The organism is Herbiconiux daphne (assembly GCF_024979295.1).
Classification (GTDB): Bacteria; Actinomycetota; Actinomycetes; order Actinomycetales; family Microbacteriaceae; genus Herbiconiux; species Herbiconiux daphnes.
Genome location: NZ_JANLCJ010000005.1, coordinates 336,372 through 356,507 on the forward strand (window position 1 = coordinate 336,372; position 20,136 = coordinate 356,507).

Here is a 20,136-nt window from a genome sequence, read left to right on the forward strand (position 1 = left end):
CTCTGTGAGATGTACCGATACCCGGTTGGTCGTCAGAAGCGCTCTGGTCTCCATCCGGATGCGTACTTGTCAACCAGCTGCAGTACTTCGTCGTCTCCGAGCTTCTTCCGTACATTGTCCGCAGCCTTCTTCACCGCACTTTCCGTGCCGAATAGAGCAATGAGTAGATCCCACCCAAGATGATCTTGAGTCTTCACCTGGCGAGAGTCCATGGATTGTGAGCGTGACGTCGACTTCGCTGAGCGGAGCACAGCTCGAATTATCGAGGGGTCCGAGCTGGGCTTTAGTGGTGGTTTGCCTGTGGCCTCAAGCACCACGTTATAGATCCGCCACGCGTCCCATTCGCGTGGAGGATCTGAAGGCGCTTGCTTTACTAGCCGGTCCGAGAACTCGGCCTCCAGCTGAAGTGCAAATGGCTCACTGACAAGTTTGAGGCCCGCGCCCTCTTTGTAGCCGACGCTGTGAATGAGATCGAGCTGCGACGAGTACGTCTCGACACCCGCGAGAATTTGTGTCACGAGGAATTCCCGCTCGCCCTCGTCATCTATCCGCCGAAGGAGCCGATAAACGACTCGGCCGACTGTCATATCGGGGCGACCAATATCGAAGAAGCCCTTATGCTTCTTCTCCGGAATTGAGTCGATGAGATTCAAGAGTGTTGTGGATGCCGGCACGATCATTTCTGTAGTGAACTTCGACTCATACGACGTCAGGCCTTCGAGAATCGTCTCGAGCGTTTCGGGGTCGAGCCCATTCAGGTATGCCTTGAGTGCCCCGGCATCGGTCAGAAGTGTGAAGGCTCGCTCAGAGCTTCGAAATGCCACGAGTTCGTCTGGCGCGACACGATCGAAGTACAAATTGAGGAAGTCCACGTGTGCCATTCGATGAGCGGTTCTCCATGTGCTAGCCCAGTCGGATCCGTAGTGGTTGTTTTCGACGTACTGGAGCGCAACTGGGAAAACTCGGTTGAATAGTGCTCGGATCAGCTGGTCGTCAATGGAGAACTTTTCTCTCAACTCATCAATTGCCTTTTGCTTTCGGCCATCTTTGTTGCCCATGACGTCACGTGTGCTGGTGAGCTCGCTCCGAAGTCGTGACAGTGCCTGGGCGAGTTCGGGCCGGAAGATGCGCACAGCTTCCATGGCCAGGAGATCAACGAGATCGACTTCTTCACCAAGGCTCTTGATGGTGGCTCTCGATGAAATGGCATAGCGCGTGACGTCTCGCATATTCGAGAGAAGCGGATCGATAATCTCCCAGTAGATGTCGCTCCACCGCCCCTCGTCCAGCGTTGCGTTGACAACGGGGGAAATGATGCGATCGAGTTCCTTGAAGACCTGAGAGCGAAGAAGCGTGCTTGGCGCCTGCGGGACGTCAAAGCTTAGTTGCACGATTTTTTCTAGGTAGGCGCGACCTGGTACCCCGTCTTCCGTGAGAGCCTGCTCTACTCGTTCTCTGTCGAACGCAAGTACATAAATGATGTTTGGAAAGCTTGCGGTGAGACGCACGAGTTTGAAGATCTCGCGTATCTCGGCGGTTGTTAGGCGGTCGATGTCGTCCACGACAACGACGATTGGCTCATCGAGTGCGCTGAGCTCCTTCGTGATCTCTTCGCGAACTTTCTTGGCGCTGACGTCTGCTTCGGTTGTGTCGGCCAATCCGGTGAGTGCGGCAGCTGCTGCATCACCGAGGATTCCTGCTCCCGGAAAGGGTATGAACTGAGAAGCAGGCTTGAGTATGCCGGCGTACTTGGCTAGCCAATCCGCCGTCTTTCCAAAACGACTCTTGCTCTTCACATTGAGTTCTGCGCCGATCTCAGTGAAGAAGAAGTTGACCAGCTGATTCGAACCCGAGAACATCCACGGATTAAAATCAATGACGGTCAGGGCGGGTTCTGTTGCGAATTGCTCTCGCATCAGGTTGATGAAGGAACTCTTACCATGTCCCCATGGGCCAAGGATCCCCACCACGAGACCATCGCTTGTATCAAGTTCACGAATCGATTCAGCAAAATCGTGCGCAACGGGCGCCCGGCCAAGATCATCATCCTTCGACGAGGTAATCGGGGCATCGACTGGGGGCTTTTCCTGTGGCTGGTTTGGCTCGCTCATATGCACCTAGTTATGCGCTATCGACACCCCTTTTGCAAGCACTACCGACATGCTCATGCTTTGAGTTCCTGGGGGACCAGTGCATAGTGATACGCCACGATGCCACGACTCACTTCCAACGACTATCTCTCGACCCGCTCCGCCCTCTTTCAACTCTGGACAGCAACGGATGGGTTTGTGTTCGCGGTGCTTTCTGGCCACGCGCAGCGTGACCTTCACGACTACTTCGCCTTCACTGTGCCCATGACTGACAGGGAAGCACTTGCCCACCGCACTGCCATGACGAAGGCCTTTCCCTCTCTACCTCAGACCGCCGGCCGAGCCTTCCAAGCAGTGAACGCGCACGTCAACGGCCAACCGAATCAGATGGTCGATCGGCACCTCGAGCAGTCCACAGTCACCGTGGAACATGCCGGGAAGACTCGAAAGATCCGAGCACTCGGTGTTGCTCACCCCAAGGTGAAGCTTGACCTTCTCGCTCGTGCGACCGTGCGATTCATCCAGGACGATATGAACGGCAAGCTCCCCAAATCGAATCCAAAGACCTCACCTCCCAACCGATCACGGAAGTAGTCGGCGCGGCGCCTTCGCCCGCATCTCCACTCCCTCCCGATGAAGTACCCGCAGGACCGTGCCGTGTGAGAATCCGAACTGCTCTTCAAGCTCGGCGACCGTAGATCCCGCTGCATAGTCACGGGCTAGCGCCACTTCGTCCGCAGCGGTCACTCGCCGCTTCTCAATAATCACACCCTGCTCGCGAAGCAATCGAATCAATGCGGACGGCGCCACTCCAAGTTCGAAGGCCAAAGTCCGTGCGCTCTCGCCTGCTCGAGCCCGATCGACCAGCTCCTGTACTTTCGCGCTGCCGAGCCGTTTTGATAGCTCATGTGGCCGATACGTCGCAGCATGGACAGGAGCTTCGCGGTCTCCTGGGGTGGCAAGCCGAAGTAATTCCACAGGGGTGAACGGAATGCTTGATTGGTTTGAACAGAGGGTCAAAAGGTCAGCAAGATCCGGTCCCTCTCTGAGGGGCCTTTTTTGTTGTCTGCGTTAGCGTTCGTTCGTGGACAACCGGCCTCGTCGTCGTCCCGCCCTCGTTGGCCTAATGGTGCGAATTCGCTCGTGAAATAGGCGGTTTGATCGGCGATTTCCCTTGTCTCGCGAGGTGCTTCGACTATAATTGAGCTACGCTCATGAACTCGACCACCGCTCCTCATTTCGCCCCCACCGGCACCGGCGCGCTCGACGCCCGGGCCATCCGATCGGGCGTCGAGATGGAGGAGTCGTTGCTGACCGGCATCGCCTCGGATGTCTCGGCCGTGGCGGCGCTGCAGCGTGAGCAAGCGGCACTGGAGGCCCGATCGGCCGAGCGCCTGGGGGCCGCGGCGCGCAAGGCGAACTGGCTCGCGCGGTTGCCGGGCGGCTCCCTCGAGCACGCACGCCGGTCGTTGGTGGCCGAAGTCGCGACGGGCCTGCGGATCTCCGAGGCACTGGCTGCGCAGCGCATCGACGAGGCCGAGTTGCTGGTCGACGACCTGCCCGCGACCGTCGAGGCGCTGAGCCGCGGCGAGATCAGTTATCGGCACGCGCAGGCGGTCGTTCGCCACGCACGCTCGCTGCCGGAGTCGGCTCGGGCGGAGTTCGAGGCGGTCGTTCTGGAGAAAGCGACGACGCAGACCTGCGTGCAGCTCGCCTCCGAGGCCCGCAAGCTGCGCGAGCGGATGCACCCGGAGTCGATCGATCAGCGTCATCGCGAGGCGCGCGACGAACGGGCCGTGTGGGTCGAGAAAGAGCGCGACGGCATGGCGACCCTGGTCTGCCATCTGCCCGCGGTCTCGGCGTTCGCGATCGACGACACGCTCGACCAGCTCGCCCGCGCGCTCAACACGGCCGACGAAGCCCGCACGCACGCGCAACTTCGCGCCGACGGACTCGTCGACCTGATGCTCGATCGCGAGGGCGGCAGCTCGGTGCGCGCCCGCGGCATCACCGCGAACGTGGCCGTCACCGTGCCTGTCATGACCCTGCTCGGCCACTCGGATGAACCGGGGGAGCTTCTCGGCTACGGTCCCATCGATCTCGACACCACGCGCCGTCTCGCGGCGGCGGCGCCGTCGTTCCTGCGCATCCTGACCGATCCGATCACGGGTGCGAGGCTCAGCGTGGGTCGTGACCGCTACAAGGTTCCCGCCGACCTCCGGGCCGCCGTCATCCTCGACGACGAGACCTGCCGATTCCCCGGCTGCACCCGCCGCGCCGATCGCTGCGACCTCGACCACACCACCGACTGGGCCCACGCGGGCGAGACCAGTCTGGCGAACCTCGCGGCGCTGTGCCGGCGGCACCACACCGTGAAGCACCACACGGAGTGGACGGTTCGCTCGGGCGAGGGCCGGGCTCTGCACTGGACGTCGCCGAGCGGCGCCGAATACACCACGCGGCCTCCCGATCATGCTCCCCGAAGCCTCGGTCTCGATCCGCGACCACCCAGTTCACAGGCGGCGAATCCTCAGCGACCGGAGCGACCGGTGCGACCGGTGCGACCGCGATCGACGGGGTCGCTGCCCGACGATCCGCCGTTCTGAGTTCCTGGCAGAGGCGCGCCTCGGCGGTGAAGCGTGGCGCGCGAGTAGGGTGCCTGGCTCGAACGGCGCGTGCCGGCATCCGGGGTTCGTCACTCGGTGAAGATCACCCTGTAAACCTTCGCGATCAGACCGTCGCAAACGAAGCGCTGTCGGCGCCCGGCACGACCGGCGGCTGCCGCTCGCCCGCGTCGCGTCACTCGACGATCGTGCTCAGCGGAGAGGCGTTCCAAGGCGTCGACCTGCGCGATGTGCCTCGATCTGGTCGACGCGGGACGATGTCTGTTGGCGCAAGGTCTGGGCAGCAATCGCGGCGACGAACCCGAGTTCGATCGCGGAACTGAAGACCAGTCTGATGGCCATCGTCTCGGGCGATCCCACGACAGCGACGACCAGCGCACCCACGACGGCGAGGATGCTGGCGATCAGCCATCCGCGTTGCCGCGCGCGGCCGAAACGAACGGCCAGCACGATCGTCAAGGCGACGAACGAGAGTTGCGTCAGCACGAACCCGAGCTCATGCACAGCACCGTGCCAGCTCATGACCGGAGCGCCCGCTGGAGCGCCGGCCGGGAAGCCCGCCCCGGCATCGGTGACGAAGATGCCGGCGATGACGAGTCCGCTGCCCATGAGTCCGACCAGCACCGCCGTCGACCTCGAACCGGCACCAGCACCGCCAGCGCGACGAAGCCCGATCGCGGCACCGACGAGCAGCAGCCCGGTGAGGATGAAGTTCGTGATCTGTACCCACCCCGCTTCGCCGAGGCTCAGAAGGCTGAGGGGGTGATACGTGGGCCGGAACCCGTCTCGGGTCACCGCCTGCAGCGCCCACAGGGTGATGAAGAGCGGTGCGGCGACGACTCCGCCGACCAAGGCATATCGAGTGAAGTGGGCCATGGTGACCTCCATTACTGAACCATTTTGTTCACTATATGACAGTGAACCATATGGTTCAACAGAGGATTTACTGCACGTCAGGCGCGTCAGTCGCTCGCCACGGGAAGGCTGTGCCAGGTCTCGAAAGCCACCGCGGCCGCGGCCTCGGCATCGCCGGCGGCGCACAAGTCGATCAACCGTTCGTGCGCCTCAACGGATGACCGGCCGCCCGACATGAACCGCAGGCGTTCGGCACGCCGCACGACCGGGCCGAACTGGTTCAGCACCGAGATCAGTGCCGTGTTGCCGAGCACCGTGACGGGCACATCGTGCAGCTCCTCGTCGGCATCCAGGGCCGTATCCACGTTCCCGGCATCGATGGCGGCCGCGAAGGCCCGATTCGCAGCGCGCATGCGGTCGAGATCGCCGTCGCTCAGAATGCCGACCGACTCACGCACCGCCAGCTGATGCATCGCAGCGAGAACATCGCGGGCGTCGCGCACCGCGCTCTCATCGATGGTGCTGACGGTTGTCGACCGGCCGGGCTGGGTCACGACCAGACCGCTCGCCGCGAGACGCAGCAGCGCCTCGCGCACCGGAGTTCGGCTCACCCCCAGCCACGCTGCGAGATCCCCGTCTCTCAGTTGCTCCCCGGGCGCGAACGTGCCGTCGACCACGGCGTCTCGCAGGCGGCGATAGACGTCGTTGCGGAGCAGGGTGCGGCTGAGAGGAGGACTGTCGGCGGGAATCGGCATGCAACATATTGCACACAATCGGGTCGGCATCCGCAATTCGGCGGCGCGAGATCCGGCACCCGACGGGAAGAAAAGGGCGGAACGGGAATACGTCACCCCTCTTGACGTTGAAATTCCACATGCAATATATTGCGTATCACAAAATACAACCCACTGGAGGAATCATGTCCGCATCTGTCTTCGCCCCTCCGCCGGAGTCGCCCACCGTGGTGCTCGTGCACGGAGCCTTCGCCGAGTCGTCGAGCTGGAACGGTGTCGTCAGCCGTCTTCGGGCGCGAGGGCTGCCCGTTCTCGCCATTGCCAACCCATTGCGCGGTCTGGCTCCGGATGCCGCCTACCTGCGGAGCATCATCGATCAGGTCGACGGCCCGGTCGTCGTCGCCGGCCATTCCTACGGCGGCTCGGTGATGAGCGAGGCCACCGAAGGTGCGACCAACGTGCGGGCGCTCGTGTTCGTCGCAAGCTTCGCCTTGGAGGCCGGTGAGAGCACCGGCGAACTCGCCAACAAGTTCCCCGGGGGCGAACTCGGTGCCGCGCTCGTGGCCAAGCCGTTCGTTGCGGGCTCGCAGAGCGGTGACGACCTCTACATCGACCAAGACGCGTTCCCGGCGGTGTTCGCCGCCGACGTTGCCGATGAGACCGCTGCGCTGATGGCCGCTACCCAGCGGCCGATCGCCGCTGCGGGGCTCGAAGACAAGGCGACGAAGGCCGGCTGGCACAGCATCCCCTCGTGGACGATGGTCACCCTGCGCGACCTCGCGATTCCGGCCGAGTCGATGCGGTTCATGGCCGCTCGAGCGAATTCCCGCACGGTGGAGATCGAGGCATCTCACGCCGTGACGGTCTCGCAGCCGGACGCCGTTGCCGACCTCATCCTCGACGCCGTGGTGGCCACCTCGCCGGTGCTCGAGGCGGCGAGCGACGGCGGCCGCTGACCGCCGACCCCGCTCGCCGACCCCCGCGCCGACCGCGAGGCACCGCCGACACCATGACCGCCGACACGATGACCGACGTCATGACCTTCACCTCCTTCGGCATCCCGCTCTGGGCCGAGCTGGTCGCCGCCGGCCTCGGCGGTCTGCAGGGCGCGATGTTCGCGGCGGGGCTCAAGGAGCGCCGAGTCGACGTGCTGGGCGTGGTGGTGATCGGCATCGGCGTCGCGCTCGGCGGCAGCCTGCTGCGGGACGTGCTGCTCGACGAGCGGCCGGTCGTCGTGTGGAGCAGCTGGTATTTGGTGGTCGCTGCGGCATCCGCTCTGCTCGGCATGGCGGTGCAGCCCCTGCTGCGGCGGGTGGACTGGGTGGTGATCGTGCTCGACGCGGTGGTGATCGGCACGTTCGGCGCGATCGCCACCTCCAAGGCGCTGGCGTTAGGGGTCGGTGCGGCCGGTGCCGTGCTGATCGGCGTCATCGGGGGAGTCGGTGGGTCGATCATCCGTGACCTGCTGCTCGGGCTGCCGGTGGCCTTCCTGCACGTGGGGTCGCTCTATGCCGTCGCCGCTGCGGCAGGGGCCGCGAGCTTCGTGCTGCTCGAAGCGCTCGGGGTGGGGGTCGTCGTGGACGGGATCGTCTGCGTCGTGGTCGCTGCAGGCGTGCGACTGGCCGCCGTTCGGTTCACCTGGACATTCCCCGAGCAGCGGGCGATCGGGCGGCTCCGATCGCACGGCTCCTGACCTGCTGTGGCCAGTGGCCGCGGGAGGCCGCGTGGGCTGGGGGCGGGTTGCGCATACTGGGATCCGCCGCCACGTTCGCGCGCATACCCGACCGCAAGGTGCCAGAGATGACCGCAGATCAGTCCCGCTCCCAGGCCGACACCCATTCGTCCCCGGCCGCCGACGACGGCCTCGAGTCGGCCGAGAGCCCGTCGCCCGGCTGGATGACGACGCTCTACCGTCATTCGCGATATCCGCTGTCGGCCTCCGGAGCCCGGCCGCGCGGCTGAGCAAGCACCGGCCGGTCAGCTGGGCGGTGATGGTCAGCTGGGCTGGGTAGGTCAGCTGGGCCGGGATGGCGGGCTCGGGAACAGGGGCACGTGCGTGCGCCAGACCGCGCGGTAATTGCGCTCGCCGAGCACGGTCGACGCGACGAGCCAGAGCAGGCCCACGACCGCTCCGGCCACGATCGCGCCTGCCGGTGGCCGCCGACCGACATCGTGATCGCGCCCGCGAAGAGTCCCACCAGCGCCGCCTCGACGACCGTGACGAAGATCATGCTGCTCGCGAGCACCTGCGCGAGATCGCTGCGCCGGGGCAGGAAGAAGAAGTAGGCCACCAGGCACACGAAGCCGATGATGCCGAGCGAGAAGCACGAGAACGAGTCGGTGAAGTCGGTGACCTGCCCGATCAGGGCCAGGCTCACCAGGCCCGCCGACACGAGGGTGAAGAAGATCGCGATGCGGGTGAGCCGGTCGCCTGCGATGCCGACGGGGCGCCTGCGGGGTCATGCGAGCGCGAGCCCATGAGTCACTGTGCTCCGGGTGGTCGAGCCAGGGCAACGCCGGTCGTGCGTCAGCCGCCGGCGGTGTCGGTGTCGGTGCCGGCACCGGAGTCGGGGTGGGTGTCGGTGTCGCGCAACGAGTGGATCATGCTGCGCAGGGCCGTGAAGGCGACGGCCTGCTCGTCGGCGGTCATGCCGGCGAGCATGCGGAGCTCGACGGATCTGACGGCGACGGTCGCCTTCGTGAGACTGCGGCGACCGCTCGCCGTCAGGCGGGTGGGCAGCACCTTGCCGGCGACCGGCTGCGACGGCCTGGTCACGAAGCCGTCGCGCTCGAGGCTCTGCAGCAGCACGTTCATCGACTGCCGGGTCACGAACGCCCCGCGCGCGAGTTCGGAGTTCGACAGGCCCGGGCGCTGCGCCAGCAGTTCGAGGCAGGAGTAGTGCGTCACCGTCATGCCGAGCGGCTTCAGCACGGCCTCCATGGCGGCCCGGAGGGCGCTCGACGCTTCTTTCAGCAGGTAGCCCAGGGAGGTCTGCAGGTCGATTCCGTCTGCGGGGCGGTCCGGGGTTTGACTCATGTCAGTATTCTGACATAGATTGATGGATGTCAGATAACTGACACGCAACTGACACACGACGAAGGAGAATCCCCATGCCCGTGACCGGCCCCGATTTCATCTCATTGCAGGTTCGCGACCTCGACGCCTCGCAGGCGTTCTACGAGCACTACCTCGGGCTCGTGCGCTCCCCGGCCGGCCCGCCGCACGCGGTCGTGTTCGAGACCGCGCCGATCGCGTTCGCCCTGCGCGACATCGTGCCCGGCACCGACCTGGCCTCCGTCGCCCAGCCCGGCATCGGGGCCGCGATCTGGCTGCACGCCACCGACGTGCAGTCCATCCACGACACGCTCGCCGCCGATGGCCGCACCATCGTCTCGGGCCCGATCGACGGCCCGTTCGGGCGCACGTTCACCTTCGCCGACCTCGATGGCTACCAGATCACGCTGCACGACCGCGCCTGAGCCGGCCGCTGGGCGAGGCTAGGTGGGGCGGGCGAGGTAGGCGAAGCGAAGCGCGCCACGCGCCGCCCCCGATCACAGCCCGTCAGCGACGCCGCGCCGACACCGCCAGCTCCGCCTGCCCATAGCTGTTGTCGTCGGGGTTGAGGGTGACGCCCGGCGGCACGAGGGCATCGATGCGATCGAGCACGTCGGTGCTCAGCACGAGGTCGGCGGCGGGCAGTTGCGACTCGAGCTGCTCCAGCGTGCGCGGACCGATGATGGCCGAGGTGACGGCGGGGTGCCTGATCACGAAGGCGATCGCGAGCTGCAGCAGCGGGATGCCGGCGGACTCCGCCAGCTGGGCGAGCTGCTCGACGACGTCGAGCTTGCGCTGGTTCGCCGGGTTCGACATGTCGAAACGCGCGGGCGGACGGGCCGACGAGGTGGGCGCGGCATCCGCGTCTCGACGCCAACGGCCCGAGAGCCAGCCGCCCGCGAGGGGGCTGTAGCTCAGGATGCCCATGCCGTGACGGCGGGCCGTCGGCAGCACGTCTTCTTCGATGCCGCGCACGAGGATGGAGTAGGGCGGCTGCTCGGTGACGAAGCGTGAGAGGGTGCGGTCGCGCGCGACCACCTGCGCCTCGACGATCTGGCTCGCGGCATAGGACGACGAGCCGATGTAGCGCACCTTGCCCTGGTGCACGAGGTCGGTCAGCGCCGACAGGGTCTCGTCGACATCGGTATCGGGCGACGGCCGGTGCACCTGGTAGAGGTCGATGTAGTCGGTGCCGAGGCGGCGCAGCGAGTCGTCGACCGAGCGCATGATCCACTTGCGTGAACCGCCGCCCTGGTTGGGGCCGTCGCCCATCGGCATGAAGAACTTCGTGGCCAGCACGACGTCGTCGCGACGGCCCGTGAGGGCGGCGCCCACGATCTGCTCCGATTCACCGGCGGAGTAGACATCCGCGGTGTCGACGAAATTGATGCCCGCGTCGAGGGCCGTGCGGATGACGCGGATCGAGTCGTCGTGATCGGCATTGCCCCACGCGCCGAACATCATGGTGCCGAGGCAGAGCGGGCTGACCTTGACGCCGGTGCGCCCGAGGGTGCGGTACTCCATGCGTCTCAGGCCTCCGGGATGGCGCGGCCGAACGCCTCGAGCGTGACCTGCTCGGGCGCGGGGCCACCGCGCTTGCCGGTGTCGAGGGCGTCGATCTGCGCGACCTCGTCGTCGGTCAGCGAGAAGTCGAACACGTCGAAGTTCTCGGCGATGCGGGCGGGCTTGACCGACTTCGGAATGACCGACCGGCCCTCCTGGATGCCCCAGCGCAGCATCACCTGCGCCGGCGACTTGCCGTGGGCGCGGGCGATCGCGCCGATGGTCGCATCCTCGAGCGCGCTCGTGTGGCCGCTGTCACGGTAGAAGGTGATGCCGCCGATGGGCGACCAGGCCTGGTTCAGGATGCCGTGCTCGGTGTCGTAGGCGAGCAGCGGCCTCTGCTGGAAATAGGGATGCACCTCGATCTGGTTCACGGCCGGCACGACCTTCGCCACGGTCAGCAGCGAGTCGAGGTGCTCGGGCATGAAGTTGCTCACGCCGATGGCGCGAACTTTGCCGTCGGCGTAGAGCTGCTCGAGCGCCCGGTAGGCCTCGAGGGTGCGGGGGAACGCGCCGGGCAGGGCCTGGTGCAGAATCAGCAGGTCGATCTGCTCGAGGCCCAGCTTGCCGGCCGACTTGTCGAATGCGTGCAGCGTCTCGTCGTAGCCGTAGTCGCTGATCCACACCTTGGTCTCGATGAACAGCTCGTCGCGGTCGACGGATGACGCGGCGATCGCCTGCCCCACCTCGCGCTCGTTGCCGTAGGCGGCGGCCGTGTCGATGTGCCGGTAACCGACTCTCAGGGCCTCGGCCACGGCATCCGTGGTCTCGTCGGGTGCGGACTGGAAGACACCGAATCCCAGCGTGGGGATCTCGATGCCGTTGTTCAACGTCAGGTTCGGAATGCTCATGCGGGCGACGCTACGCCGGTCGCGGCCGAGGAGGGAGGGTCTGCTGGTACCTGTGCCGGCGGGCACTCCCGTGGGTGCGCGGTCAGGTGCTTTTGGGGAAGAGGCGTTCCACGGCCGTGACGACGGCGGCGCGCCGCGCAGCGGTCGAGGCATCGGTCGCGAGCTGGGCCGCCGCCTCCGCCAGCTCGGGCTGGGTCATCCAGGTGGTCGCGATCTGGCCCACCAGGGCGAGAACGTCGATCGGATCGAGCGACGGTTCCAGAGTTCCCTCGCGCTGCGCCCGCCGCACCTCGTCGAGCTTCGCGACGATGGCGGCGGATCGGCTCTGCTCGTCGATCCTGGTCGAGGGTGCGAGCTCGAGCCGCCCCCAGCTGACCAGACGGTAGTGGTCGGGATGCGCCTGGTAGTAGTCGAAGAGCCGGCCGGCATACCCGGGCAGATCGTCGGCGTCGAGCGCGGTCGCCTCCAGGATCACTCCGAGCTGCACCGCCGCGGTCTGAGCGTAGAGCGCCTCTTTGCTGCTGAAGTAGGCGTAGACGCGCTCTTTGCTGGTCTTCGCGCCCTTCGCGATGCGGTCGACCCGGGCGCCGGCGATGCCGTAGAGCGAGAACTCCTTCATCGCGGCGTCGACGATGCGATCGCGCACCCCGTCGCCCTTCGCCGAGGCGGGGTCGCTCTGCCCGGAAACCATGTCGCCAGCGTACAACCGAACTGTTCGGTTTGACGCTGTACGCCAGCTGATCTAGGGTGAACCGAACCGTTTGGTTTGATACTTCCAGGAGGCATCATGCAGCAGCGCACACTGGGCCGGCACGGCCTCATCACGTCGGCCCTGGGCTACGGGGCGATGGGCATCTCGCTCGCCTACGGGCCTGGAGACGAAGCGGAGGGAGTCGCGGCCATCCGCCAGGCCCACGACGACGGCGTGACACTCTTCGACACCGCGGAGTCGTATGGGTGGGGCGCCAACGAGCAGATCGTCGGGCGCGCCGTCAAAGGCTTCCGCGACGAGGTGGTGATCGCGACGAAGTTCGGGCTCACCCCGACCGGCGGCGTCGACAGCCGGCCCGAGCACATCCGGCGGGTCGTCGAGCAGAGTCTCCGGCGCCTCGACGTCGACCACATCGACGTGCTCTACCAGCACCGCATCGATCCCGCGGTGCCGATCGACGACGTCGCCGGAGCGATGAAAGGCCTCGTCGACGCCGGCGTCGTGCGCTGGTTCGGTCTCAGCGAGGTCGGCGCCACGACCCTGCGCAGAGCCCACGCCGTGCATCCGGTGTCGGTGCTGCAGACCGAGTACTCCCTTTTCGAACGGGATGTCGAGGCCCTCACGCCGACCCTCGACGAGCTCGGCATCGGCCTCGTGGCCTACTCCCCGTTGGGGCGTGGATTCCTCACCGGGGCGGTGAAACCGGCTACCGAGTACGACGAGAGCGATTATCGACGCACCGACCCGCGCTGGCAGCCGGGCGCCTTCGAGAAGAACGTGCGGGCTGCAAAGGAGCTCGAGCGTCTTGCGGCGTCGCGCGGAGCGACCGTCGCCCAGCTCGCACTCGCCTGGCTGCTCACCCGAGGCGAGCACATCGTGCCCATCCCCGGCACGCGCAGTGTGCGCCGGGTGATCGAGAACGACGCTGCCGCGACCTTGACCCTGACGGAAGACGACCTTCGGCGCATCCAGGAGGTGCTTCCCGACGGAGGCTTCGGCGCCCGATATCCCGAGGGCCACGTGCCCGAATGGGAGTGACGTCGGCATCGATCGAGGGAATGCCCACACCACCCGAAAGGACCTGAACGATGACACCCCAGAACCACCTCGCCGCCTTCGCTGGGGCCGACGAAATCCGCATCAGCTCACGCCGAGGCGACGGCAGCCTGCGCCCATTCGTGCCGATCTGGGGTGTGGTGGTCGGTGACGCGCTGTACGTGCGGTCGCAGGCCGGGCCACAGAACGGCTGGTATCGGCGCGCGCTCGCGAGCGGAAGCGGTCGCATCCGCGCCGGCGGCACCGAACTCGACGTGACCTTCGCCGAGGCTCACGACGCCGACCAGCTGGCGATCGACGCGGCCTACCGCACCAAGTACGGCTACTTCGGCGACATCGGGGGCATTGTCGGCCCCGCGCTCTGGCCCGTGACCTTGAGAGTGTCGCCCGTCTAGAGCGTGGTTCTCGCCTCGACGGATTCGTGCGGCTCGTGGGTGGCCGCCCACGAGGCCAGCACTTGCAGGGCGTCGGCGGTCGGGGAGCCGGCGGGTGCCGTGTAGACGTTCATCACGAGGCCCGGCTCGCTCGGCAGCTCCATCGACTCGAAGTTCAGGTCGAGGTCGCCGACCACCGGATGGCGCAGCCGCTTCACGCCGCTGCGGTGGTGCATCACGTCGCGCGACGCCCAGCGCTCGCGGAAGAGTTCGCTCTGCGTCGACAACTCGCCGACGAGTTTGATCAGTTCGGGATCGTGCGGGTTGCGCCCGGCCTCCATGCGGAGCATCGCCGCCGCATCGTTGGCGATCTGGTCGTAGTCGCGCCAGAAGATGCGCGCGGCGGGGTTCAGGTAGGTGAAGCGGGTGGTGTTCACCGGGCGCCGAGGGTCGTCGAAGACGGGGGAGTAGAGCGCGCGTCCCAGGCGGTTCGCGGCCAGGATGTCGTGGCGGCCGTTGCGCACCCAGGCCGGTGCATCCGACACCGCGTCGAGGATCTGCTGCACCGCGGGCCGGATCGTCGTCGATGCGCGCGCCCGGGGCTTTCGCGCGGGCCCGGCGGCGCGGGCGAGGTCGAACAAGTACTCCTGCTCGGCGGCGTCGAGTTTGAGCGTGCGGGCGAGCGCGTCGAGCACGCTCTCCGAGACGCCGGCGAGATTGCCGCGCTCGAGGCGCACGTAGTAGTCGACCGAGACGCCCGCGAGCATCGCCACCTCCTCGCGGCGCAGCCCCGCCACCCGGCGGTTGCCGCCGTAGACCGGCAGCCCCGCTGCATCCGGCGTGATGCGGGCTCGCCGGGAGCTGAGGAACTCCTTGATCTCTGCACGCGTGTCGGCCATGCCCCCACGGTAGGCCGAACCCGCGGCCGGCGGGAGGCACTGCGACTAACTGCCAACCCGGATGAGTATTTTTTATCGATCGGTACAGAAATTTGACAACGCGCGATGAGGGGTCTACTTTCTGTACCAAGCGATACAGAACAATGGAAGGATGAATCGTGGCTGAACTGACGGGTAAGACGGCGGTCGTGACAGGCGGAACGTCGGGCATCGGGCTGGCGGTGGTGCGCCGGTTCGTGGCCGAGGGCGCGCACGTGGTGGTGACCGGTCGCGACGCGCAGAAACTCGAGGCGGTCGCCGACGAACTCGGGGCGGCCGTGACCCCGGTGCGCGCCGACGTGGCGGTGCTCGACGAGCTGGATGCGGTGTTCGCCGTGGTCGCGGAGCGCGGCGCCGGTATCGACGTGCTGTTCGCCAACGCGGGCGGCGGCGAGTTCGCGGCTCTGGAGGACATCACCTGGAAGCACTTCACCGACACCTTCGAAGCGAACGTCGGCGGCACGGTGTTCACGGTGCAGAAGGCTCTGCCGCTCCTCAACGAAGGTGCGTCGATCGTGCTCACGAGCTCGAACATCGACGTCAAGGGCAACCCGTCGTTCAGCGTCTACGGCGCGTCGAAGGCTGCGATCCGCAGCTTCGCGCGCAGCTGGGCGGCCGAACTCGTGGGCCGCGGCATCCGGGTGAACTCGGTCGCACCGGGCCCGGTCGCCACTCCCGGGCTCAGCGGACTCGCCCCGGCGCCCGAGCAGGCCGAGGCGCTGCTCGGTGCCCTCGCGGCCGGCGTGCCGATGAAGCGGCTGGGCGCGCCCGGTGAGATCGCCGAGGCGGTGCTCTTTCTCGCGAGCCCGAGAAGTTCCTATGTGACCGGCGCGGAGCTTTACGTCGACGGCGGAGCAAGCCAGATTTAGTCAGAGCGACGCACGAGCGACGACGAGCGACGCACGAGCGACGCACGAGCGACGCACGAGAGAGAAGAGAACCGATGTCTTACGCCATGGTGCTGACCGCTTTCGGTGAGCCCGAAGTTCTGCAATGGCAAGAGGTGACGCCGCCCGTCGCCGGGCCGGGCGAGGTGCTCGTGCGCGTGAAGGCGGCGGGGGTCGGCCCGACCGACCTGAACATCCGCGCCGGTCACCTGGCGCACGTCTTCCCGCAGGGGCCCGGATCGGTGCTCGGCTTCGAGGCCGCAGGCGTGGTGGAGCGGCTCGGCGACGGCGTCGACGGGGTGGCTATCGGCGACGAGGTCGCGGTCTACCTGCCGAAGCAGGGCGGCTACGGCGAGCTCGTCGCCACCGACGTGTGGTTCGCCAAACCGCCGGAGGTCTCCTGGGCGGTCGCCGCGGCGCTCCCGGCGTCGGCCAAGGCCGCGCTCGGCACCCTGCGCGAGGTGGCGGCTACCGCCGGCGAGACCGTCGTCGTGCTGGGCGCGGGCGGCTCGGTCGGAGTGATCGCGGTGCAATTGGCACGGTCGTTCGGCCTGCGCGTGATCGCAGCCGCGTCGGAGCGCGACGAGCAGTTCGTGCGTGACATCGGCGGCGAGTTCGTCGTCTACGGCGACGGTGTGTTCGACCGGGTCGCGGCGCTCACCGATCGGGTCGACGCGGTCGTCGACGCGGCCGGCCACGGGGGCCTCACCGAGGCGGTGGCGGCGACCGGCGACGGATCGCGCGTGGTGACGCTCGCCGACCCGGCCGGTGCCGCGGCCGCGGGAGCGCGCATGTCCGACCCGGGGCCCGGCCGCGCGCCCGACGCCCTGGCGGTGACCCTGCCGATGCTCGCCGACGGGTCGCTGCGGCTGAAGACGCACCAGGAGCTGCCACTGACGGATGCCGCCGAGGCGCACCGGCAGCTGGCATCCGGAGCCTCGCACGACAAGTTCGTGCTGACGGTCGACTGACCCGGCGTACGCAGAGAGGATCCGCATGACGGTGACGAGGGGGCGACCCCGGGGTTTCGACCCGGAGCAGGCGCTGGACCAGGCGATCGACGTGTTCTGGCGGCAGGGCTACGAGGGCACGAGCCTCAGCGACCTGACGACGGCGATGGGCATCAATCGGCCGAGTCTCTACGCGGCTTTCGGCAACAAGGAGCAGACCTTCAAGCTCGCCGTCGACCGCTACGCCCGCATCGACATGGCCTACGCGGCCCGCGCACTCGCCGCGCCAACTGCGTTCGAGGTGGCACGCCGCTACCTCACCGACAACGTCGACGCGGTCACCGCGCCGGGCCGGCCGCCGGGGTGCCTGTCGATCCAGGGCGGGCTCTCGTCGGCCCCCGACGACGATCCCATCGTGCGCTACCTGGCCGCCCGGCGGGCCGAGGCGGAGAGGGAGTTCGCGCGCCGCTTCCAGCGCGCGATCGACGAGGGCGATCTGCCCGCGAACGAGGATGCCGCCGAGCTGGCGCGCTTTCTCAGCACCGTCTCGGCGGGCATCGCCGTTCAGGCCGCGGCCGGCGCCCGCCGCGACGACCTGCAGCGTGTCGTCGACCGCGCGCTCGCCGCGTTCCCGGCCGGCGCAGGCGATGGCGAGGGCGCCCGGCGCGTGTAGGTTGAGACCATGCTGATCCTCGTCATCGTCCTGCTCGCGCTGTGGGTCATCCTCGCCATCGTCGGGTTCGCCATTAAGGGTCTGGTGTGGCTGGCGATCATCGCGATCGTGCTCTTCGTCGCCACCGCGATCATCGCGTTCGTGCGCCGGTCGATCGTCAACAAGCGCAAGGTCTGACGAACCCGGCCAGACTGACTGGCGCTATGGCTCCGGGCCTGGCGCGGGGCCGCTCAGGCGTTCACGCGATGCGCCGCCACCCAGCTGAGGGTGTAGTCGGCGATCTGCTTCCAGTTCGAGTCGAACACGAGCGAGTGCCCGCGATCGGCGAAGACCTTGTAGTCGGTGATCGCCGGGGTGTCGTAGAGCTCGAACTCCTGACGCGTGACGACCTCGGGAACCGTGTGGTCCTTGCCGCCTCCGATGATGAGCAGTGGGCCGCGATCGGCGAGCCGGGTGTCGATCTGGGCCGGCGACTTGTCGGTCTTCTTGGCCTCGGTGGCTTCGAACAGCGGGCGGCCGGGGCCGGGGATGGCCCAGCGCGAGAACAGCGCATCCGATTCGCTCTTCGGGAGGGCGTTGCCGAAGCCGAAGCGGAACTGCTTGCGGGTGAGGGCGACAGTCGTCGACCGGTTCTTCTTGCTCTTCACGACCGGCAGCGCCGACCGGATCTGGGCGAACGGCAGTTTGGTGACGCCCTTGATGGGCCCGGGGTCGACCGCCACGGCCCTCGACGCGAGACCGCGGGCGAGCAGCTTCTGAGCCACGACACCGCCGAACGAGTGCCCGATCACCACCGGCACGGCCGGCAGCTGCAGGATGAGCCGGGCGTAGTGCTCGGTGATCGCCTCGAGGCCCACGCCGTCGAGGGGTGCCGGGTTGCGCCGGGTCTCGGCGGGCGTGGCGGCTTGGCCGGGCCAGCCCTCGACGATGGCCGTGTAGCCGGCCTTCTCGTAGAGCGCGGCCCAGGGCGCCCAGGAATCGCTGTGGATCCAGAGGCCGGGGATGAACAGGACGGTGTCTGCGTCTGCAGCTGACATGGGGGTTCCTTAATCGAATCGGGGAAGGAGGGGCTGACTAGCAAAATGCAAGCTAAACCCGATCGGGCCCGGATGTCCAGGCGGGGGCCGGTTCGATCACGATCCGGTCGGCGTCGAGCGGTCGGTCGTCGCCGCCCCGTGGCTCGACGACGACCCGCGCGCCGCTCGCCGAGTCGTTCGCCCGCACCGGGCCGCCATCCGGTGCCTGGTCCGACCCCCACTGCATGAGCGCGAGCACCAGGGGGAGCAGCGCCTCGCCCCGCGCGGTGAGCAGATATTCGCGGTGCGCGCGCTTTCCGGCGTCGCGATAGGGGCGCCGCTCGAGCACGTGGTGCTCGACGAGTGTCTTCAGGCGCGACGACACCACCGCGGTGGTGAGGCGCGTGTGCGTGACGAAGTCGTCGAAGCGCGTGGTGCCGTAGAACGCCTCGCGGATCACCAGAAGCGTGGCCCGGGAGCCGATGATGCTCGCGGCCGTGTCGACCGGGCACTCCCGGCCGCGCCACTCGCCCTCGTCGCCGAGTGCGCTGCTGAGATGCATCGCCATGCATCGACACTACCTCCTGGCTTGCGTGTAAATAGTCAGGCGGTCCGAAGTCGGCAAGCACAGAATCAGGGCGCGACGAGGTGCTCGTCGGGGCGCACGAACGAGTCGGCCGTTCCGCCGAGCACGCGGTTCCGCGACGCGGTCGCGGAGTCGTGCGGGATTCCGAGCACCGGAGCACTAGCCGCGTCGAGCCGGTCGTACTGCTCGGCCGAGAGCTCCACGTCGAGCGCGGCGAGATACGACCCGAGCTGGTCGAGCGTGCGCGGGCCGATGATGGTGACCAGCGCGGTGCGCGAGCGGGCGTTGCGCGCTCGCAGCCACGCGATCGCCACGACCGCCGCCGGCATCGAGGTCTCGGCGCTGATCGCCAGCACCGCGTCGACGACCGCCGTCTTCTGGGCCGTGTCCTCGCGCTGGATGATCGAGTTCAGCGTGGTCAGCCGGCCCTCGGCGCTGGTGCGGTACTTGCCCGTCAGCAGGCCGCCACCGAGCGGCGAGTAGAGCAGCCCGCCGATGCTGAGCGACTCCGCCATCGGAATGAGGTCGCGCTCGCCGTCGCGAGCGGCCAGGCTGTACTCGAACTGGGTCGCGATCACCGGATTGCGGCCGCCGGCGCGAGCGGATGCCACGGCCTGCGCCACCTGCCAGGCCGCGAAGTTCGACAGGCCGCCGTGCAGGATCTTGCCCCCGCGCACGAGGTCGTCGAGGGTGTCGGTGATCTCGGCGAGCGGGGTGACGCCATCCGGGCTGTGCGCCCAGTAGAGGTCGAGGTAATCGGTGCCGAGGCGCGTCAGGGTCGCCTCGAGCGAGCGCACGATCGTCTTGCGGCTGTTGCCGGTCTTGCTGATGCCCGTCTGACCGGCCGTGCCGAAGGTGAACTTGCTCGCTACGACGAAGTGGTCGCGATCGACGGCCAAGAAGTCGGCCAGGTAGTGCTCCGAGTCGCCCTGCTGGTAGGTGTCGGCGGTGTCGACGAACGTGCCGCCCGCCTCGGCGAAGCTGTCGAAGATCTGCTTCGAGGCGGCCTGGTCGGCCCCCGTGGCCCATTTCGTGCCGAAGTTCGATGTGCCGAGAGCGAACTCCGACACCCGCAATCCGGTCTCGGTGCCCAGTGTCGTGTAGCGCATGGTGTGTCCTCTGTTCCTGTCGAGCGTTCGTGTCGTGAAGAAGTCGGTGGATCTAACTTGCAT

24 protein-coding genes are annotated in these 20,136 nt (G+C 67.2%); 12 read left to right on the forward strand and 12 right to left on the reverse strand.

The window, feature by feature from the left end:
* Nucleotides 1-32: 32 nt before the first annotated feature.
* A complete protein-coding gene (locus N1032_RS15250; RefSeq protein WP_259540006.1) occupies nucleotides 33-2,111 on the reverse strand; it encodes a KAP family P-loop NTPase fold protein in 2,079 nt (692 codons plus the stop codon).
* Between the two features lie 99 nt (nucleotides 2,112-2,210).
* Here N1032_RS15250 and N1032_RS15255 point away from each other — a divergent pair, with 99 nt between their 5' ends.
* Nucleotides 2,211-2,684 (forward strand): hypothetical protein, encoded by a 474-nt coding sequence (locus N1032_RS15255; RefSeq protein ID WP_259540009.1) that lies wholly within the window; start codon nucleotides 2,211-2,213, stop codon nucleotides 2,682-2,684.
* Nucleotides 2,685-3,304: 620 nt separating this feature from the next.
* On the forward strand, nucleotides 3,305-4,696 hold the full coding sequence (locus N1032_RS15260; RefSeq protein WP_259540011.1) for an HNH endonuclease signature motif containing protein: 1,392 nt from the start codon (nucleotides 3,305-3,307) through the stop codon (nucleotides 4,694-4,696).
* 210 nt (nucleotides 4,697-4,906) lie between these two features.
* On the opposite strand, the gene N1032_RS15265 is transcribed toward N1032_RS15260, so the two are convergent.
* Nucleotides 4,907-5,590 (reverse strand): DUF998 domain-containing protein, encoded by a 684-nt coding sequence (locus tag N1032_RS15265; RefSeq protein WP_259540012.1) that lies wholly within the window; start codon nucleotides 5,588-5,590, stop codon nucleotides 4,907-4,909.
* An 86-nt stretch (nucleotides 5,591-5,676) separates the two neighbouring features.
* Nucleotides 5,677-6,324: a GntR family transcriptional regulator gene (locus tag N1032_RS15270; RefSeq protein WP_259540013.1), complete on the reverse strand. Its 648-nt coding sequence runs from the start codon at nucleotides 6,322-6,324 to the stop codon at nucleotides 5,677-5,679.
* Nucleotides 6,325-6,488: 164 nt separating this feature from the next.
* Between N1032_RS15270 and N1032_RS15275 the strand changes: the two genes are divergently transcribed.
* The 3 genes from N1032_RS15275 (at nucleotide 6,489) to N1032_RS15285 (ending at nucleotide 8,265) form a co-directional block, all read left to right on the forward strand.
* Nucleotides 6,489-7,259 carry an alpha/beta fold hydrolase gene (locus N1032_RS15275; RefSeq protein ID WP_259540014.1) on the forward strand — a complete coding sequence of 257 codons (771 nt, stop codon included), beginning with the start codon at nucleotides 6,489-6,491 and terminating at the stop codon, nucleotides 7,257-7,259.
* A 53-nt stretch (nucleotides 7,260-7,312) separates the two neighbouring features.
* On the forward strand, nucleotides 7,313-7,996 hold the full coding sequence (locus N1032_RS15280; protein WP_259540015.1) for a trimeric intracellular cation channel family protein: 684 nt from the start codon (nucleotides 7,313-7,315) through the stop codon (nucleotides 7,994-7,996).
* A gap of 107 nt (nucleotides 7,997-8,103) precedes the next feature.
* A complete protein-coding gene (locus N1032_RS15285) occupies nucleotides 8,104-8,265 on the forward strand; it encodes a hypothetical protein (RefSeq protein WP_259540016.1) in 162 nt (53 codons plus the stop codon).
* On the opposite strand, the gene N1032_RS15290 is transcribed toward N1032_RS15285, so the two are convergent.
* Together N1032_RS15290 and N1032_RS15295 are read right to left on the reverse strand one after the other, a co-directional pair.
* Nucleotides 8,217-8,681: a hypothetical protein gene (locus N1032_RS15290; protein WP_259540017.1), complete on the reverse strand. Its 465-nt coding sequence runs from the start codon at nucleotides 8,679-8,681 to the stop codon at nucleotides 8,217-8,219. The genes N1032_RS15285 and N1032_RS15290 overlap by 49 nt on opposite strands.
* Nucleotides 8,682-8,830: 149 nt before the next feature.
* On the reverse strand, nucleotides 8,831-9,340 hold the full coding sequence (locus N1032_RS15295; protein ID WP_259540018.1) for a MarR family winged helix-turn-helix transcriptional regulator: 510 nt from the start codon (nucleotides 9,338-9,340) through the stop codon (nucleotides 8,831-8,833).
* Nucleotides 9,341-9,414: 74 nt separating this feature from the next.
* On the opposite strand from N1032_RS15295, the gene N1032_RS15300 reads away from it, so the two are divergent.
* Nucleotides 9,415-9,783 carry a VOC family protein gene (locus N1032_RS15300; protein WP_259540019.1) on the forward strand — a complete coding sequence of 123 codons (369 nt, stop codon included), beginning with the start codon at nucleotides 9,415-9,417 and terminating at the stop codon, nucleotides 9,781-9,783.
* Between the two features lie 82 nt (nucleotides 9,784-9,865).
* Here N1032_RS15300 and N1032_RS15305 read toward each other — a convergent pair whose 3' ends face one another.
* The 3 genes from N1032_RS15305 to N1032_RS15315 all read right to left on the reverse strand — a co-directional run bounded on the left by N1032_RS15305 (nucleotide 9,866) and on the right by N1032_RS15315 (nucleotide 12,463).
* Nucleotides 9,866-10,882, reverse strand: coding sequence for an aldo/keto reductase (locus tag N1032_RS15305; RefSeq protein ID WP_259540020.1), 1,017 nt, complete (start codon nucleotides 10,880-10,882; stop codon nucleotides 9,866-9,868).
* 5 nt (nucleotides 10,883-10,887) lie between these two features.
* Nucleotides 10,888-11,772 carry an aldo/keto reductase gene (locus N1032_RS15310; protein ID WP_259540021.1) on the reverse strand — a complete coding sequence of 295 codons (885 nt, stop codon included), beginning with the start codon at nucleotides 11,770-11,772 and terminating at the stop codon, nucleotides 10,888-10,890.
* 82 nt (nucleotides 11,773-11,854) lie between these two features.
* A complete protein-coding gene (locus N1032_RS15315) occupies nucleotides 11,855-12,463 on the reverse strand; it encodes a TetR family transcriptional regulator (protein WP_259540022.1) in 609 nt (202 codons plus the stop codon).
* Between the two features lie 96 nt (nucleotides 12,464-12,559).
* Between N1032_RS15315 and N1032_RS15320 the strand changes: the two genes are divergently transcribed.
* Both N1032_RS15320 and N1032_RS15325 read left to right on the forward strand, forming a co-directional pair.
* A complete protein-coding gene (locus N1032_RS15320) occupies nucleotides 12,560-13,522 on the forward strand; it encodes an aldo/keto reductase (protein ID WP_259540023.1) in 963 nt (320 codons plus the stop codon).
* A 50-nt stretch (nucleotides 13,523-13,572) separates the two neighbouring features.
* The gene (locus tag N1032_RS15325; RefSeq protein WP_259540024.1) at nucleotides 13,573-13,935 is read left to right on the forward strand and encodes a DUF2255 family protein; all 363 of its coding nucleotides are present in this window, start codon (nucleotides 13,573-13,575) and stop codon (nucleotides 13,933-13,935) included.
* Here N1032_RS15325 and N1032_RS15330 read toward each other — a convergent pair.
* The gene (locus N1032_RS15330; protein WP_259540025.1) at nucleotides 13,932-14,813 is read right to left on the reverse strand and encodes a helix-turn-helix transcriptional regulator; all 882 of its coding nucleotides are present in this window, start codon (nucleotides 14,811-14,813) and stop codon (nucleotides 13,932-13,934) included. The genes N1032_RS15325 and N1032_RS15330 overlap by 4 nt on opposite strands.
* 158 nt (nucleotides 14,814-14,971) lie before the next feature.
* Between N1032_RS15330 and N1032_RS15335 the strand changes: the two genes are divergently transcribed.
* The 4 genes from N1032_RS15335 to N1032_RS15350 all read left to right on the forward strand — a co-directional run bounded on the left by N1032_RS15335 (nucleotide 14,972) and on the right by N1032_RS15350 (nucleotide 17,539).
* The gene (locus N1032_RS15335; RefSeq protein WP_259540026.1) at nucleotides 14,972-15,721 is read left to right on the forward strand and encodes an SDR family NAD(P)-dependent oxidoreductase; all 750 of its coding nucleotides are present in this window, start codon (nucleotides 14,972-14,974) and stop codon (nucleotides 15,719-15,721) included.
* 74 nt (nucleotides 15,722-15,795) lie between these two features.
* Entirely contained in the window at nucleotides 15,796-16,710 is a 915-nt protein-coding gene (locus tag N1032_RS15340) for a quinone oxidoreductase family protein (protein ID WP_259540027.1), read from the forward strand.
* A gap of 25 nt (nucleotides 16,711-16,735) precedes the next feature.
* Nucleotides 16,736-17,362 carry a TetR/AcrR family transcriptional regulator gene (locus N1032_RS15345; protein ID WP_259540028.1) on the forward strand — a complete coding sequence of 209 codons (627 nt, stop codon included), beginning with the start codon at nucleotides 16,736-16,738 and terminating at the stop codon, nucleotides 17,360-17,362.
* 9 nt (nucleotides 17,363-17,371) lie between these two features.
* The gene (locus tag N1032_RS15350; RefSeq protein ID WP_259540029.1) at nucleotides 17,372-17,539 is read left to right on the forward strand and encodes a hypothetical protein; all 168 of its coding nucleotides are present in this window, start codon (nucleotides 17,372-17,374) and stop codon (nucleotides 17,537-17,539) included.
* 53 nt (nucleotides 17,540-17,592) lie between these two features.
* On the opposite strand, the gene N1032_RS15355 is transcribed toward N1032_RS15350, so the two are convergent.
* The 3 genes from N1032_RS15355 to N1032_RS15365 form a co-directional block, all read right to left on the reverse strand.
* Nucleotides 17,593-18,399, reverse strand: a complete 807-nt coding sequence (locus N1032_RS15355) for an alpha/beta hydrolase (RefSeq protein ID WP_259540030.1) — start codon at nucleotides 18,397-18,399, stop codon at nucleotides 17,593-17,595.
* A 52-nt stretch (nucleotides 18,400-18,451) separates the two neighbouring features.
* Entirely contained in the window at nucleotides 18,452-18,946 is a 495-nt protein-coding gene (locus tag N1032_RS15360) for a winged helix-turn-helix transcriptional regulator (RefSeq protein WP_259540031.1), read from the reverse strand.
* A gap of 65 nt (nucleotides 18,947-19,011) precedes the next feature.
* Nucleotides 19,012-20,073: an aldo/keto reductase gene (locus tag N1032_RS15365; protein WP_259540032.1), complete on the reverse strand. Its 1,062-nt coding sequence runs from the start codon at nucleotides 20,071-20,073 to the stop codon at nucleotides 19,012-19,014.
* Between the last annotated feature and the right edge of the window lie 63 nt (nucleotides 20,074-20,136).